The 17,191-nt window shown below is 41.7% G+C and carries 14 protein-coding genes; 8 read left to right on the top strand and 6 right to left on the bottom strand.

Annotation, left to right across the window (positions count from 1 at the left end; translation table 11 throughout):
* Positions 1–125: 125 nt before the first annotated feature.
* Together rpmE and LMH66_RS10000 are read right to left on the bottom strand one after the other, a co-directional pair.
* Positions 126–338: a 50S ribosomal protein L31 gene (gene rpmE, locus LMH66_RS10005; protein ID WP_102527427.1), complete on the bottom strand. Its 213-nt coding sequence runs from the start codon at positions 336–338 to the stop codon at positions 126–128.
* Between the two features lie 125 nt (positions 339–463).
* A complete protein-coding gene (locus LMH66_RS10000) occupies positions 464–1,297 on the bottom strand; it encodes a FimV/HubP family polar landmark protein (protein ID WP_229369704.1) in 834 nt (277 codons plus the stop codon).
* Between the two features lie 77 nt (positions 1,298–1,374).
* On the opposite strand from LMH66_RS10000, the gene priA reads away from it, so the two are divergent.
* The 3 genes from priA to LMH66_RS09985 all read left to right on the top strand — a co-directional run bounded on the left by priA (position 1,375) and on the right by LMH66_RS09985 (position 6,122).
* Complete coding sequence (gene priA / locus LMH66_RS09995; protein WP_229369702.1) at positions 1,375–3,570, top strand: primosomal protein N'; 2,196 nt, start codon at positions 1,375–1,377, stop codon at positions 3,568–3,570.
* A gap of 223 nt (positions 3,571–3,793) precedes the next feature.
* Positions 3,794–5,539 (top strand): arginine--tRNA ligase, encoded by a 1,746-nt coding sequence (gene argS, locus LMH66_RS09990; protein ID WP_229369701.1) that lies wholly within the window; start codon positions 3,794–3,796, stop codon positions 5,537–5,539.
* Between the two features lies 1 nt (position 5,540).
* The gene (locus tag LMH66_RS09985) at positions 5,541–6,122 is read left to right on the top strand and encodes an SPOR domain-containing protein (RefSeq protein ID WP_102527423.1); all 582 of its coding nucleotides are present in this window, start codon (positions 5,541–5,543) and stop codon (positions 6,120–6,122) included.
* 51 nt (positions 6,123–6,173) lie between these two features.
* Here the strand turns inward: LMH66_RS09985 and LMH66_RS09980 are convergent, their stop codons facing one another.
* Positions 6,174–6,614 carry a hypothetical protein gene (locus tag LMH66_RS09980; protein WP_229369699.1) on the bottom strand — a complete coding sequence of 147 codons (441 nt, stop codon included), beginning with the start codon at positions 6,612–6,614 and terminating at the stop codon, positions 6,174–6,176.
* Between the two features lie 34 nt (positions 6,615–6,648).
* Complete coding sequence (locus LMH66_RS09975) at positions 6,649–8,319, bottom strand: hypothetical protein (RefSeq protein WP_229369697.1); 1,671 nt, start codon at positions 8,317–8,319, stop codon at positions 6,649–6,651.
* 238 nt (positions 8,320–8,557) lie between these two features.
* On the opposite strand from LMH66_RS09975, the gene hslV reads away from it, so the two are divergent.
* The 3 genes from hslV to LMH66_RS09960 all read left to right on the top strand — a co-directional run bounded on the left by hslV (position 8,558) and on the right by LMH66_RS09960 (position 11,008).
* Positions 8,558–9,082 (top strand): ATP-dependent protease subunit HslV, encoded by a 525-nt coding sequence (gene hslV / locus LMH66_RS09970; protein WP_229369696.1) that lies wholly within the window; start codon positions 8,558–8,560, stop codon positions 9,080–9,082.
* Between the two features lie 21 nt (positions 9,083–9,103).
* Entirely contained in the window at positions 9,104–10,429 is a 1,326-nt protein-coding gene (hslU, locus tag LMH66_RS09965; RefSeq protein ID WP_102527421.1) for an ATP-dependent protease ATPase subunit HslU, read from the top strand.
* Between the two features lie 186 nt (positions 10,430–10,615).
* Positions 10,616–11,008, top strand: coding sequence for a gamma-butyrobetaine hydroxylase-like domain-containing protein (locus LMH66_RS09960; RefSeq protein ID WP_102527495.1), 393 nt, complete (start codon positions 10,616–10,618; stop codon positions 11,006–11,008).
* Between the two features lie 320 nt (positions 11,009–11,328).
* Here the strand turns inward: LMH66_RS09960 and LMH66_RS09955 are convergent, their stop codons facing one another.
* Positions 11,329–11,553, bottom strand: a complete 225-nt coding sequence (locus LMH66_RS09955) for a hypothetical protein (protein WP_229369694.1) — start codon at positions 11,551–11,553, stop codon at positions 11,329–11,331.
* A gap of 577 nt (positions 11,554–12,130) precedes the next feature.
* Here LMH66_RS09955 and LMH66_RS09950 point away from each other — a divergent pair.
* Positions 12,131–13,408, top strand: coding sequence for a cytochrome C (locus LMH66_RS09950; RefSeq protein WP_229369693.1), 1,278 nt, complete (start codon positions 12,131–12,133; stop codon positions 13,406–13,408).
* A gap of 81 nt (positions 13,409–13,489) precedes the next feature.
* Here LMH66_RS09950 and acnB read toward each other — a convergent pair whose 3' ends face one another.
* A complete protein-coding gene (gene acnB / locus LMH66_RS09945) occupies positions 13,490–16,087 on the bottom strand; it encodes a bifunctional aconitate hydratase 2/2-methylisocitrate dehydratase (RefSeq protein ID WP_229369690.1) in 2,598 nt (865 codons plus the stop codon).
* Between the two features lie 443 nt (positions 16,088–16,530).
* Between acnB and hxpB the strand changes: the two genes are divergently transcribed.
* A complete protein-coding gene (hxpB, locus tag LMH66_RS09940) occupies positions 16,531–17,187 on the top strand; it encodes a hexitol phosphatase HxpB (RefSeq protein WP_229369688.1) in 657 nt (218 codons plus the stop codon).
* The last annotated feature ends 4 nt before the right edge of the window (positions 17,188–17,191 follow it).

Here is a 17,191-nt window from a genome sequence, read left to right as displayed (position 1 = left end):
TATTATTAACCTAAGCGGCACAACATAATTTATAACTAAAAAATTAATTTTTTTGAAAGGAATTTGATCTTAAAACAAAAAAAGACGCCGAAGGCGTCTTTTTCTTAAAATAATTGCAGTCGCAATTACTTCTTACCAAGTGCACCAAAGCGCTTGTTGAATTTGTCGATACGACCACCGGTGTCAACAACTTTCTGAGTACCAGTGTAGAACGGGTGACATGCACCACATACGTCTAAATGTAAGTTTTTACCTACAGTAGAGTTTACTTTAATTACGTTACCACAAGTACAAGTTGCAGTTACTTCAGCGTAGTCTGGGTGGATACCTGATTTCATTTGGATTACCTTCAATAGCAGGCCATGTCGCTCTCCCAACCCGAAGTTGAGCACCACATGCGTTCATAACAATAGCGTTAAGGCGCGCAATAGTACAGTATCTGTCCAAGTCAAACAAGTGAAAATTAATTTGCTCTATGTTGCTGCTGTAAGGCCTCAAAGGCAGCCTTATCTTCTGACTTGTTTACATATTGATTTAATTCAGTTTGTGACGGGCAATTCAGCGTCACATCTTGTCTAATCAAATGAATCTTCTGCTTTGAAAAACCATTGGGGTTGGCATCATAAATTGCCAACATCGCACCATATACATTGGTATTCCATTGCTTTTGATAACGAGATGCAATGCGCCACAAGGTATCAGAAGGCGCACGCTCAATCATACAGTCCGCACTAACAGTAGGAGTTGAATCCGATCTACTCACTGCATCAACGGGTATAGATTTTTTCACTATGTTATGGGATTCAGCTTGTGGTTTATTAACGGCTGTAGACTGAGCAATCTTATCACCCGAATAAGGCATTGGAGCGACTTTTTTAGGTTGATTACGCGTATCAATTCTAACTTCAGTCTTGTCGGTAATTTTAATAAAAGGCGAATCAAATACCGGCAATACAGCATATTGGCGCCAGCTATTGCCCTTATACTCACTGACAATAAGCTTAGCATTGGGGTCGGTCACTTCATCCACACCAATCGCAAATAACATATAGCCACTGATAGGCTGAACCATCAGCTCTTCCATCACCTCTTTTGAACCATTAGTTTGGCGAAGGTGAAAGCTAATTCGAGAGAAGTCATTTCTACCCGCGACAATATTCAGTTTGATTTTTGGATGCTGGCCGACTTCAAATTGACGACTGTTGATACTGATGTGGCTCATTGCAGCTTGAGCCACAACTGAAAATAAAAAAAGTGATAGAGCCAATACAGCTTTATTGAATATTCCTTTTGACATCAATTTTCTCTTATCCTATTTATTTATATTCAGGCTCTAGTAAACTAGACCTTCTCAATTCTTAATGATGATGAATTATGCCTGTGTTTGTTGAGGTTGCTCTGCCCGTTCCAATGCGGCAAACCTTTAGTTACCAAGTTCCTGAATCCAACGTATCACAAATACAGCTTGGACTGCGGGTAAAAGTTCCTTTTGGTAGGCAACAACTTGTAGGCTTAATCACTGCGATTAAACAAGAGTGCGACGTACCAGCCAATAAGATTAAACCTTTTTCTGAGCTACTGGACACAACCCCCTTACTGCCTGAATCGCTTTATAAGTTGACCTTGTGGGCTGCACGATATTACTTTGCAAGCCAAGGGCAAATGCTCAGTCAGGCACTGCCCGTTGCATTACGTAAAGGCTTAAGTGCTCAACCACAAACCGTCACTTTTTTTAGTCTTAATGATGCAGGTAAGGCTGTCGACATTAGCGTGTTAAAACGTGCACCAGCACAAAAAAAGCTGTTTGAATTACTCCAGCAATCATCCATTAGCCAAGATGACTTCACCACCCAAGAACTCAGTAAAGTGGCTCTAAAAGCCCTTGAAGATAAAGGCTGGGTTGAGCGTCAGCTCGTCGTTAATGAAACCGATTTAAGTTGGCGTGAACAACTTAATATGACTGAAACGCCCTTAAAGCTCAACAAGCAACAAGCCGTTGCTGTTTCAGTGTTAAATCAACAAAAAGGGTTTCATTGCAGCTTACTTGAAGGTATCACTGGTTCAGGTAAAACAGAAGTCTATTTGTCGATTTTAGAAACCATTTTAAAACAAGGTAAACAGGCACTTATTTTAGTGCCTGAAATCGGCTTAACCCCGCAAACGATTAACCGTTTTAAGCGTCGTTTTGATGTCACTATTGCCGTTATTCACTCGGCGCTAACTGATAACCAACGCCTCGAAGCTTGGCGACAGGCTCGCTGTGGTGAAGCCGCAATTATCATTGGTACTCGCTCAGCGTTATTTACGCCAATGGCGTATCCTGGGCTGATTATTCTCGATGAAGAACATGACAGCAGCTTCAAACAACAAGAAGGTGTGCGTTATCATGCCCGTGACCTCGCGGTTATGCGTGGTCACTTAGAAAAAGTACAAGTGATACTTGGCTCGGCGACCCCATCGCTAGAAACCTTACAAAATGCCATTTCAGGGCGATACACCCACCTAGAACTCGCAGAACGAGCAGGCGCAGCTCAAAAGGTTAAGCAAGGTATCATTGATATCCGCTCCCAACCGCTAAAGTCAGGCATGTCAGCCTCGATGATTAACGAGATGCGTATGCACCTTGATGCAGGCAATCAAGTCTTACTGTTTCTAAATCGCCGCGGATTTTCCCCTGCACTTTTATGTCATGAATGTGGCCATTTACACGAGTGCGATCGTTGTGACGCTTTCTTTACTGTGCATCAGGGTTTAAATGAGATTTGCTGTCACCATTGCGGTAATCAATATGCTATCCCACACCAGTGTCATGAGTGTGGCAGTACAATGTTAATGGGGCACGGAACAGGCACGGAGCAACTGGCACAAGCTCTTGAGCAAGAGTTTCCGCAATACCCAGTGGTGCGAATAGATCGTGATACCACCCGTAAAAAAGGCTCATTAGAAAAGCAGCTTAATAGCATTTTAAAAGGCGAGTATAAAATATTAGTCGGCACCCAAATGTTAGCCAAAGGACATCACTTTCCTGATGTCACATTGGTCGGATTAATGGATGTTGATGGGGCATTGTTTAGTGCCGATTTTAGAGCGCCGGAGCGTTTTGCTCAGCTCTATACTCAAGTATCAGGCCGTGCAGGTCGTGCAGACAAACCCGGAAAAGTATTACTGCAAACCCACCAAAGCGAAAACCCTATTTTGCATGACTTACTCAAAAACGGTTATGGGAAATTTGCCCGAGCTCAGCTAGAAGAGCGCCAACAAGCGTTACTTCCACCAGCTTGGCACATGGTACTGCTTCGCGCTGATGCCCACTTAGCTGAAGATGCCGACAACTTTTTGCAACAAGTGGCGAATTTATTACCCCAAGATAAAGATTTTGAAGTCATTGGGCCCATGCCAGCACCGCTTGATCGCAAAGCGGGAAAATATCGCCGTCAATTATTGTTTCAAGCTAAAAACCGTCAACGTTTGCAGCAGGAGTTTGAGCAAATTTTACCGCAAATCGAAGCGCTCACAGAAAGCAAACGCTGCCGCTGGAGCATCGACAGAGATCCACAAGATTTGATGTAATATTGTTGCAGCATACCTCTTATGGCAGCTTCGCTCGTTTTGCCAACATCGGCCTTTTTGCAACATAGCTCGTAATGCAAAATCAGTCGATTATGCTGCTATTTATTTCAAATCAAAAAAATCTCGAATAATTGACTCTTCGAGATAGCAATTACATAGCAATAGCGGCTAAAATAGTCGGTTACCCCAGTCTTTCACTTTAAGTCAGTGCTAATAAACGCCCATGAAATCACATATTGCATCTTTACTAGAACAAACCATCGAATCTTTCAAGCAACAAGGCCTTGTCCCAGCTGATTTTCAGGCTCGTATTCAGGTGGAGCGAACTAAAGATAAAACTCATGGAGATTTAGCCACTAACTTGGCGATGATGCTGACAAAAGTCGCTAAAAAGAATCCCCGCGATATTGCCCAATTAATCATCGACAATTTACCTGCTTCTAGCCATGTCGCTAAAGTTGAAATCGCAGGCCCAGGGTTTATTAACTTCTTTATTGATGAAAACGCACTGGCCAATCAACTACAAAATGCACTTAACGATGATACTTTAGGCGTGACATTGCCGACTAAACAAACCATCGTTGTAGATTACTCTTCACCAAATCTTGCCAAAGAAATGCACGTAGGCCACTTACGCTCAACCATCATTGGTGACAGTGTCGTTCGTGCGCTGGAATTTTTAGGTCATGACGTGATACGTCAAAACCATGTTGGCGATTGGGGCACCCAATTCGGCATGTTATTAGCCTATATGGAAGAATTACGTGCAGCCAACGGTGAGCAAGCTGAACTTGAACTTTCAGACCTAGAAACTTTTTACCGTGCTGCTAAAGTCCGCTTTGATGAGTCAGAAGAGTTCGCCACTCGTGCGCGTAACCTCGTTGTTTCATTACAATCAGGTGATGAGTACTGCAATAAGTTATGGCAAGAATTTAACGATATCTCACTGCATCATTGTCATGAGGTATATGAGCGTTTAGGGGTGAGCTTAACTCGCGCTGACGTACACGGTGAAAGTGCATACAACGCAGACCTTGAGCAAGTGGTTAACGACCTCGATGCTAAAGGCTTACTCAGCGAAAGTAATGGCGCCAAAGTGGTATTCCAAGAAGAATTCCGCACTAAAGAAGGTGAACCGTTACCTGTCATTATTCAAAAAGCAGATGGCGGTTACTTATACGCCACCTCTGACTTAGCCGCTATGCGTTACCGCTCAAATGTATTAAAAGCCGATCGCGCTTTATATTTTGTCGATTTACGCCAAGCACTGCATTTCCAACAAGTGTTCAAGCTTGCTAAAACCGCTGGATTTGTTCGTGATGGTTTATCATTAGAGCATACAGGTTTTGGTACTATGAATGGCCCTGATGGCCGTCCATTTAAAACTCGTAGTGGTGGTGTTGTTAAGCTTGTTGACCTACTTGATGAAGCCAATACCCGTGCAATCGAACTAGTCCGTAGCAAGAATCCAGATATGGATGAAGCCACACTATTAGAAATCGCCCGCGTAGTTGGTATTAGCTCAGTGAAATACGCTGACCTTTCTAAGAACCGCAGCAGTGACTACATCTTTAGCTTTGAACAAATGCTCAGCTTTGAAGGCAATACCGCGCCTTACTTACTTTATGCCTACACTCGTGTCGCTGGTATTTTCAAACGAGCTGAAAACATAGACTTGAGCCAAGCTAAAATCGTACTTGAACACGATAAAGAAAAAGAGCTTGGCACTAAGCTTGCTCAGTTTGGTGAAGTGTTAACCCGCATGACCGAAAAGGGCTTACCTCACGTGATGTGTGCTTATGTCTATGAGCTAGCCAGTGAGTTCTCAAGTTTCTATGAAGCTTGCCCAGTTCTTGCTGCTGAAACTGAAGAGCAAAAGCAAAGCCGTTTACTATTATCGCAACTTACCGCTAAGACACTAAAAACAGGGTTATCTCTGTTAGGTATCGAAACGCTAGAGCGTATGTAACATGAGCAGAGATTATGCTAATAAAAAGCCTAGTCCTAAAAAGCGTCCGGCATCTAGAGGAAAAAAAGCGCAGCAACAGCGTTCTATTCCATATTTGCCGACCTTTATTGTTATTGCACTGGTTGTTGGCTTTGGTTACTTTTTATGGTCTATCAATGGTAGTTCAGACAATGCCACTGAACAGGTGACTCCAGCGACTAAAACAGTTGAAAAGCCGGTATCTAAACCTGCTAAGAAAGATCCTAATGCCCTTCCACCAAAACCAACAGAAGAGTGGACTTACTTAGAAGAATTAGCAAACAAAAGCATTGATATCGACGTACCTGAAGACGCACTCAAGTCTAAAGGCCCATATCAAATGCAGTGCGCTTCATTCAGAAAGCTCGAACCCGCTGAAGAAATGAAAGCCATGATTGCTTTTCAAGGTCTTGAAGCCCAAGTAAGAGCGACTCAAGGTACTACAGGCGTTTGGCATAAAGTCATTCTTGGCCCATTTGAGTCAAAACGCGCCGCTGAACGTGCAAGGCATAAACTGCAACGCGCAGGCATAAATGGCTGCCAGATCTGGTTGTGGGAATATTAATTTCAAATATTCATCCCATAAAAAAAGCGACTGTATTCAGTCGCTTTTTTTCTAGAAGTACATTTTCACCTGCCGATATTGATTCATTTCAATCTCATCAGTCACCATAAACTGCTTATTAATATCAGTTAATGCCTGATATTCCTCAGGGAAAAACACTTTCAAACGGGCAATTCGAGCTAAATGACTCAGCTCTATTTTATCGACAAACTGGCTAAGTCTAATAGTGGCTTGAGTTAACTTCCGCTGCTTATAACTATCTTCAAGGGCAAGGTCAAACGGATCTAATCCTAACATGTCCATATTCGGCTTGAGGCCATATTTTAATAACCAATCAACATGCTCTACTGATTTTTGAGCCGCCACAGTAAACAGATCATTTCCCCACGTGTCTTCGAGCGCAAAATCAAACTTTTCATCTTGTAAAGACTGCCATTTATTTAATGGCAATCCACCAAACATCGATAAACCACTTGGTTTCTTCGGCAGCATTCGAGACAGCCAAACGATTGTCAAACTTTCATCTTTAACCACATGGCGTAGTTTCTGATTGAGTTAGCGTGTAAGTGGACGCATATATAACAGCCTCATCCACTCTGTTCTGCTTTATTAAATGCTTAAACTCATTTTCAACACTTGCAGCCTCATTACGCTGGTTTTGATACAACAGCTGTTGGTGCCACACTGTAATTAATGCGGGATCAATACGATGTAATTCAGCACCAACATCAACTTCTTGCTTCATTAATGACTTAACGATTTCAACCATACTATGTGGTGTAGCAAACTGCTGTGCATCATGTAAATCTTGCTCAATACGACCGCAAGGTGCACGTTGGGCAGCTAGCAGTTGCTTCCTTTCATCCGCCGCGATAATCGCTTGTGAGACTAATGAGTCATCAACTGCGGCAGGTACAATTGAGGTACTATCATCGATTAATTCAATGTCATTGATGACTTCCTCTAATCCTAGACCTTTAATGGGTGTAGTAAATCTGAAGCCGACTAAATAAGGAGGTCTAAAGTGAACTTCATTCTCTTGATTAGCACGTTCCATTGCCACGCCATGCGCTTTATACCCCTGCTTTTTGAGGTAAGTAAGAGTGTCAATATACTGATTTAAAGAGGTACCTCCATTAAGCTCCTCTTGGTTCTCTGGAAGGTTTAATAACGCAATATCCATTGCGGTAAAGATACCAGGCTCATTGGTAGGCTTAACACCTTTATTAGCTAACAACTTTAGTGTGGCTAAATCAAACTCACTCACAGCAACATCAGCCAAGTTGTAATAAGTACCGCCCCTATCGTCAATACCTGCTCCATCTCGGTCTTGAATGAAAGCAGGGAACTCATCATATGCCGTCGTATTATTGAGTAATACTTCAATGTACTCACTAGGTAGTTGGTTTCTTATCGCCAAAGCCACATCATTAACGGTAAACGTTTTGGCGTTTGCTTCAAGCGTAAAATCTTCAATAGACATCTGTGTTGCTATAGCAACAAAAAGCATTGATGGCGAAATCGCGGCAGTATTTTCAATCTGAATAAAGGTGTCTAAATAGGTATTAAAGTTATCTTGATTGCTTAATAGCAAAGCTAAATCATCAGCAGTGATGTCAGGCTTAATCTCAAACTTCATTGTCATTGCTGGCCGTGCAGACGTCATTCCGCCCATTGAAGTTACAATTGATGTAATAACATCCTGATTAAAGCCATTTATAACGTCTAAATCTTGCCAATTAGCAAGAACAGACACATCACTAGTAATCGTTAGTTTTTCTCTGGCTAAATTAACTTGAGCTTTCAGCAGTAAATCGTCAAAGCCATTATAATGAGTTGTATATTGCCCTTCATAAGCCAGTAACTCCCTAACTGTTTTACCATCCTTAAGGGATTGCTCTAAAGCCGTGATTATAATTTGATGTATTTGCCCAATTTGAGCGCTAAAATCGCCATTCATTTTACGACACTGAGCTTTAATCTCATTTAGTGAAGCCAATACTTCAACAGTACTTAAAGTAGGGTCATCAAGTAATCGTTGTGGATCCATGACAATATCATGCGGAAATACTGATAATACAGGGGCAGTTAACTCGGGACTTTTTACTGAGGGGGCTTGAGTCTGATGATTGAAATAAAAAAATATACCAGCTAGGCCTATCACTACAGATAGTGCCAATATTCCTTTTTTTGACATAGATACAACTTTCCTTAGTCTTTTACTCTATATTTCGCCAAACAATTTCATATGCTTGGCAAATTAGTTACCTGAAAACCATCAAGCGATTTTGCAGATTATAATTATGTAATCAAAAGACAATATAACTGAATCAATCCCTTTAATCGCCTTGAATTTATTCTAACCATCCCCATATCTGTTTTATCAACCAGCAGCAGACTCAATTTTACTGCTGCCGTCGTTAAGAGGATTTACCGTGACTACTATCGTTTCTATTCGCCGCAATAATCAAGTTGTCATCGCTGGTGATGGCCAAGTTTCCCTCGGCAATACCGTCATGAAAGGCAATGCACGTAAAGTGCGTCGCTTATACCAAAATAAAGTAATCGCTGGCTTTGCTGGCGGGACAGCTGATGCATTTACTCTTTTTGAGCGCTTTGAAACCAAGCTCGAAATGCATCAAGGCCACTTATTAAAATCAGCAGTCGAACTGGCTAAAGATTGGCGTACCGACAAAATGCTTCGCAACCTAGAAGCCATGCTAATTGTTGCAGATACTAAAGAATCATTAATCATTACTGGTAACGGTGATGTAGTGCAACCTGAGCATGACTTAATTGCTATTGGTTCAGGCGGTAATTTCGCCCATGCATCTGCTTTAGCATTACTACAAAACACTGACTTGTCAGCGCGAGAAATTGCTGAAAAGTCACTCACCATTGCTGGTGATATTTGCGTATATACCAACCAACACAAAACGGTTGAGCAAATCGACTACTAAATTGAACGTAAGGAATTATTTATGTCTGAAATGACCCCTCGCGAGATTGTCCACGAATTAGACTCGCACATCATTGGTCAACAAAATGCCAAACGTTCAGTTGCTGTTGCTTTGCGTAACCGCTGGAGACGCATGCAACTTGAAGCATCATTTCGTCAAGAAGTGACGCCAAAAAACATCTTAATGATTGGCCCAACTGGTGTCGGTAAAACTGAAATTGCACGTCGTTTAGCAAAACTTGCTAACGCGCCTTTCATTAAAGTTGAAGCCACTAAATTTACTGAAGTGGGTTATGTCGGTAAAGAAGTTGAACAAATCATCCGTGACTTAACGGATTCAGCCATCAAGATGACACGCGAACAGCAAATGAAAAAAGGCCGTCACCGCGCAGAAGAACTTGCTGAAGAACGTATCCTAGATGTCTTGCTACCAAAGCCAAAAGATGACTGGAATACTGAGCAAAAAGATGACTCAAATACTCGTCAAATTTTCCGTAAAAAATTACGTGAAGGCCAGCTAGACGATAAAGAGATTGATATTGATTTAGCAGCACCACAAGTTGGCGTTGAAATTATGTCTCCTCCTGGCATGGAAGAAATGACTAACCAGCTTCAAAGTATGTTCCAAAATATGGGCCAGACTAAAGAAAACCGCAAGAAGGTGAAAATTAAAGAAGCCTTTAAGCTACTTATCGAAGAAGAAGCCGCCAAACTAGTCAACCAAGAAGACATGAAAGAACAAGCTATCGATTTGGTTGAACAAAACGGTATTGTATTCTTAGATGAAATCGACAAAATTTGTAAGCGCGGCGAAAGTTCAGGTCCTGATGTATCACGTGAAGGTGTGCAACGTGACTTACTGCCATTAATTGAAGGCTGTACCGTTACCACTAAACACGGCATGGTGAAAACTGATCATATCTTGTTTATTGCTTCTGGTGCTTTCCAGATGTCAAAACCATCTGACTTGATCCCAGAGCTTCAAGGTCGTTTACCTATTCGTGTTGAGCTTAGCGCATTAACAGCTGATGACTTTAAACGTATCTTAACTGAGCCACATGCTTCATTAACCGAGCAATACGTTGCACTGATGGGTACTGAAGGCGTTAAAGTTGAGTTTGCTGAATCAGGTATTGAAAAAATTGCCCATGCCGCTTGGCAGGTTAACGAAACCACTGAAAACATCGGTGCACGTCGTCTTCATACTGTAATGGAAAAGCTGATGGAAGAAATCTCATACGATGCATCAGAGAAGTCTGGCAGCACCTTTGTGATTGACGAAGCTTATGTAACAGATCATCTAGATACCTTGGTTGAAGATGAAGACTTAAGCCGCTTTATTCTTTAAGCACTGCTTGAATTTACTTTTTCAGTAAGCTAAAACGTTCTGTGATCTAAAACTAATTTAGCATCGACAGGATTAGCAAAATAAAGGTGATTAGTGCCACAATGGCCTATCACCTTTTTTATTGTCTATCATTGCCAGCAAGCTAACTTAACTGTTGCTGACAGCATCTTAAAAGAGAGCTATTTCATGAGCCAGCAAGACAAAAGCCCAGTTGTTACTAATCTAAAGTTAAAGCGTAAATCAAAGTTACTTGAGGTTACTTTTGATAACGGTGATGTCTTTAACATCACTTGTGAAATGCTAAGAGTTAACTCTCCGTCTGCAGAAGTGCAGCGCCATGGTAATCCGATTTTAGTCACCCACAAAAAAGCCGTAAACATCAAGGGCATTGAACCAGTAGGCAACTATGCGGTAAAAATCATTTTTGATGACGGCCATGACACAGGCTTATTCTCATGGAAATTATTACATGAATTTGGCACCCATCAAGTAGAGATCTGGGAACGTTATTTAGCCCGTTTGCGTGCAGAGAAAGGTTCTCGTGAACCATTAATTGATATGAATATTAAGTATTCATAATATTTGTAATTTTCGAATTACCCATTAATTTTTAAGTTTCGTTAAAATTAGATCAAAGGTCGTGGCGCTTCGCCCCATCTTTTGTAAAGAGTAGACTAAGAAGGGGGAAACTGCTCACCCCCTCTTGGAGCACCCCTGCTGCCATTATGATGTAGGGAACATCATTGACCATGTGATCGCGACATTCCGTTCATCCTGAACATCTCTGCGGCATGCAATGGATTAGATTGAAGTATTGGTCTTCCATAAACCTAGTTGATAAACATGAAGTACAAAGTCGGTGAACGTAAACGTTTTATCTCCATTTTGCCAGCAATGAGTTACTGAGTTGACTGACGTATTTCAAGCTTAGGTACTCCCACATAATACAATACTGCTAAATAATTAATCATCGGTATAAAACCTATAATAGATGCAATTTTTGAATTTAGATTCTTACTTTTAGCCAAAAGAATACACAAAACTCCAAGTGAGACACCTTGAATAAAAATACCAAACCAAATGGGGTGAAGTTCTCCTGTTCGCATCATTTCGAAAATATTCATAAAACTTCCATTGTTTACTAAGATAGCTGAAGGTTATCACATAAATTATTGATATAAATGAACTAATATCTCAACTTTTGAACACATTTTTTATGTTATTAACTTCAATATGCTAAGGCTGAATATCTAAACAGGTTTTGCCCAGAAACATCTCAAAAACTAAAAGTTACCTGCAGTTACAATAATCCTACTTAAAGTATCTAGAATCACTAAAATCATTTGTGTGAACTTGGCATGGATGCAATCGTGATATCAGTAAGTCCATTTACAAAAAATGGCGAATCAGAGGCGTTAATAAATCACATATAGCAATAAAGAATTAACACTTCAATAAGCGGTATGAGAAAGCCCGAAAGGGCTGCTATATTCCCCATTGCACTCGAGGCGCGTCATAGAACACTAGTTGCAATGATTTTTCTCGGCAGCATAATCCCCCTAAACACGATTTAATGCATTTCGAAACGTTGATCAAATAATATTTTACGATTAGGTTATTTATTACCAATATTGATGCTTTCATCAACTTGTTAGCTTCACATCAACGCCATCGATTAACTTTTTCAGCACTGGAGCCGTCATGTTCAACCAACATATCACTCAAGAAAAAATGCTTTTAAAGCTTATTGCAGCAGCGACTTTCTTATCGTCTTTTTCAATAGCGGCAAAGAGTGCAGAGCTTCCACAAGGAGAAGCTCTGGAACTAGTCGAAACCCATTGCGTAGCCTGTCACACAATCAGTCGAATAAGCCAAAGCTTGGGATATAGCCGTGAAGATTGGCAAGCGCTTACCGAATCGATGATTGACCTATCAGGCGCTCCTGAACAAAGGGATAGCATCATCAATTACCTTGAAAAAAACTATCCACCCAATACAAATCGCATACCGACAATCATAAAGGGTGAAGTTAACATCAGCTTTCAGGAGTGGGTGGTGCCAACACTAGGGCAGCGTTCGCGTGACCCTGTTGCTGCAGCTGACGGTTCTATTTGGTGGGCAGGTCAATGGGGAAATTTGATTGGTCAGATTAATCCAGTTACAAATGAGATGCGTGAATACCCTCTTCCTCCCGGTTCAATGCCACATTCAGTGACTATCGATGTCAATGACAATGTCTGGTATACCGGCAATAAGAACGCCACAATTGGCAAACTAAATCCGCAAACAGGAAAGATAGTCGTCTACGATATGCCAGATTCGAGCGCTCGGGATCCGCATACCGCTGTTTTTGATGCAAACGGCATACTCTGGTTTACACTCCAACATGCCAATCAAATTGGCAGACTTGATCCACAAACTGGCGATATAAAACTGGTTAGTTTACCCACGGCGGGTTCTCGCCCTTATGGGATAAAAATCGATGCGTCGGGTCATCCCTGGGTTGCCTGTAATGGTCACAACTGTTTAATCAAAGTGGATCCTGTAACCATGTCCTTAGGTGAAATTGAACTACCCCATAAAGACACAAAAGTGCGACGACTTGATATCGCCTCCAACGGAATGATTTGGTATGTCAATTCAAGTCGTGGGCGTTTAGGTCGTTATAATCCTCAAACAGGTAAAATCGATGAGTGGCCTACACCGAGTGGTTCTCGCTCTCATCCTTATGCTATTGCCGTGGTCGATGGCGCGATATGGTTTAATGAGTCTGGTATGCGTCCTGATCCGCTAGTACGCTTCGATACTAAAAGTGAAACTTTTCAAAGCTGGGAAATTCCATCAGGCGGTTTTTATGCTGGTATCGTGCGACACATGCGCCCAACAAGGGATGGCGACTTACTTATTCACCAAAGTGCCACGAATCGAATAATTAAAGTCAAAATAAACAAACCAGCAATAGATACTAGTTTGAAATAATTCCACTCAAAGCTTAAGGGGTAATAAAAAAATGCCAGCTAATTAGCTGGCATTTTTGATTAACGAGTAACTAAGTCACGCTTAAACTGCAGCTTGGAAAATCACGCTGTCAGCTTTCTTGGTGTAAGACTCAATCTCATTAAAGTTCAAGTAACGGTAAGTGTCAGCTGCTGTTGCATCTAACTCTTTCGCGTATTCTTGATACTCTGCTGGAGAAGGTAAACGACCCAATAGTGCAGCTACGGCAGCTAACTCAGCAGAAGCTAAGTATACGTTAGCACCAGTACCTAAACGGTTCGGGAAGTTACGTGTTGAAGTTGACACAACTGTTGAGTTCTCAGCAACACGTGCTTGGTTACCCATACATAATGAACAACCTGGGATCTCGATACGCGCACCAACACGACCAAAGATGGCGTAATAACCTTCTTCAGTTAATTGGTCTTTATCCATCTTCGTTGGTGGAGCAATCCACAGGCGAGTTGGTAGCGTTGTTGCAAACTTATCAAGCATCTTACCAGTAGCACGGAAATGACCGATGTTAGTCATACAAGAACCAACGAAGACTTCGTCAATTTTGGTATCAACAACAGATGATAATAATACTGCATCATCTGGATCGTTTGGTGCACAAAGGATAGGCTCTTTGATGTCAGCTAAATCGATTTCGATAACTTCTGCATATTCTGCATCACTATCAGCGCTCATTAGCTCAGGGTTCGCGATGAACTCTTCCATACCTTTGATACGACGCTCAATCGTACGACGATCGCCGTAACCTTCAGAGATCATCCACTTCAACATCACGATGTTAGAGTTTAAGTATTCAATGATAGGATCTTTGTCTAGCTTAATAGTACAACCAGCAGCACTACGTTCAGCAGAAGCATCAGACAATTCGAATGCTTGCTCAACTTTAAGGTGCTCTAGACCTTCAATTTCTAATACTCGGCCAGAGAAAGCATTAATTTTGCCTTTTTTCTCAACCGTTAATAAACCCATTTCAATTGCTTTATGCGGGATAGCATGTACAAGGTCACGTAATGTGATACCTGGTTGCATCTCACCTTTAAAGCGAACCAAAATTGATTCAGGCATATCAAGTGGCATTACACCTGTTGCAGCAGCGAAAGCCACTAAGCCAGAACCCGCTGGGAAAGAAATACCAATTGGGAAACGCGTATGTGAATCACCACCAGTACCTACAGTATCAGGCAGTAGCATACGGTTTAACCAAGAGTGAATAACCCCGTCACCTGGACGAAGTGCAACACCGCCACGATTCATGATGAAATCAGGCAATGTTTGATGCGTGTTCACATCAATTGGTTTTGGATATGCAGCGGTGTGACAGAAAGACTGCATAGTTAAATCGGCGCTGAAGCCTAAACATGCTAAATCTTTAAGTTCATCACGCGTCATAGGACCTGTGGTATCTTGAGAACCAACAGAGGTCATCTTAGGCTCACAATACTGACCTGGACGAACGCCTGTTACGCCACATGCTTTACCGACCATCTTTTGTGCAAGGGTATAACCTTTGCTAGACGCAGCAACATCTTGTGGGCGAACAAATACTTCAGAAACAGCAAGACCTAAAGTTTCACGAGCACGGTCTGTTAAGCCACGACCAATGATCAGTGGAATACGGCCACCTGCACGAACTTCATCAAGTAGTACGTCGGTTTTCAGCTCAAACGTAGAGATAACTTCATCAGTGCCACCACGCTTAACAACGCCTTCATATGGATAAATGTCGATAACATCGCCCATTTCCATTTTGCTTACGTCTAGCTCGATTGGTAATGCGCCAGCATCTTCCATAGTGTTAAAGAAAATGGGTGCGATTTTGCCACCTAAACAGAAACCACCAGCACGTTTGTTTGGTACATAAGGGATATCATCACCCATGAACCATAATACTGAGTTAGTCGCTGATTTACGTGAAGAACCCGTACCAACAACATCACCCACGTAAACGAGTGGGTTGCCTTTGGTTTTAAGTGCTTCAATTTCTTTGATTGGACCCACTGTGCCAGCAGCATCAGGTACGATGCCTTCACGCGCATTCTTTAGCATCGCTAAAGCATGTAACGGGATATCTGGACGTGACCAAGCATCAGGAGCAGGAGACAAGTCATCTGTGTTTGTCTCGCCTGATACTTTAAATACGGTAAGTGATACTTTGTCTGCAAGTTTTGGACGGTTTAAGAACCATTCAGCTTCAGCCCAAGAAGTAACGATTTGCTTAGCAAATGCGTTGCCTGCTTGCATTTTTTCTACCACGTCGTGGTAAGCATCAAACATTAATAGGGTATTTGATAATGCAGTCACTGCGATTGGCGCAAGTGCATCATTATCTAATTGAGCGATAAGCGGCTCAATGTTGTAACCACCTTGCATAGTACCAAGTAGTTCAGTAGCACGCTCAGTAGATAGAATTGGTGACGATACAGTGCCTTTTGCAACTGCATCTAAGAATGCCGCTTTAACATACGCAGCTTCATCAACACCAGGGGGAATACGATTCTCTAATAAGTCAAGAATTACGGCCTCTTCACCAGCAGGCGGAGTCTCAACTAACTTCACTAATTCAGCCACTTGTTGTGCATCTAATGGCTTAGGGACAACACCCTCTGCAGCACGTTCTGCGACGTGTTTACGATATGCTTCTAGCACGGCAACATTCCTCTTTGTTTGGCGCCTAACAGCGAAACTGAACGTCATTGTCTATGAAAAACATAAAAAATGACCATTCCACAGGTTCGGGCTTGAAATCCGACCCGTAGTATACTACAGGTTTGCAAAAGTATGAATTAGATCACACTCTAATGGAGACGAAATCGATGCTAATTTTTAGCTCGCAGCACAATTTAACAGCCACTTTAAACAAATAAAATTAGACAATAGTTTTAAACAACAAAAAAAATGATTTAATTCATCACCTTAATAGTCTCACAGGATTTAAATTAATCCTACAAAGCAATTGAATAACATAGATGATTTTTTGCTATTTTTTTTGCTATTCTGCATAGTCTTTGTACAGATATAGAGTTATCACACTCTAAAGAGTACTTATTCAAGCTTATTGAATGTTTATTCAATTAACAAAAGGGTTCGTCATGAGTTCCACTCCAATAGAGGCCGTTATTTTTGATATGGATGGCATAATTATCGACACTGAACCTGCATGGCAACAAGCTGAAGTCGCAGTAATGAATCAATTTGGTGTGCCAATTAATTTGGTAGATGCAGAGGTAACAACGGGCTTGAGAATCGATGCTGTCGTTAATTACTGGTATCAAAGACATCCTTGGCCTAACTATGACAATCAGCACGTCGCTCAGCAGATTATTGATAAGGTCGTCGCCTTTATCGAAAATGAAGGCGAACCGATGCGAGGTGTCGTTGAAGCCTTAAAGTTATGCCAGCAAAAGCAGCTTAAGATTGGGCTGGCGACATCTTCGTCATCCGATTTAATTGAAGCTGTCATGAAAAAATTAGGCATTAAAAATTACTTCATGGCGATAGAGTCTGCTGAAAACCTGCAATACGGTAAGCCGCATCCAGAGGTATATCTTAACTGCGCGAATGCACTGGGGATTTCTCCGGCGAATTGTTTGGCGATAGAAGACTCATTCAATGGCTTAATCGCCGCAAGAGCCGCTTCAATGCAAACGGTGGCTATACCGGCAGCTGAACTTGCCCAGCAATCTCGCTGGCAAATTGGTCATCATCAACTCGAGCATCTCGGCTTATTAACTGAGGTACTCGGGTGATACT

This window comes from Shewanella sp. 10N.7 (assembly GCF_020806285.1).
Classification (GTDB): domain Bacteria; phylum Pseudomonadota; class Gammaproteobacteria; order Enterobacterales; family Shewanellaceae; genus Shewanella; species Shewanella electrodiphila.
The sequence above is the reverse complement of the archived record's forward strand: the minus strand, read 5'-3'. Positions and strand labels throughout refer to the sequence as shown.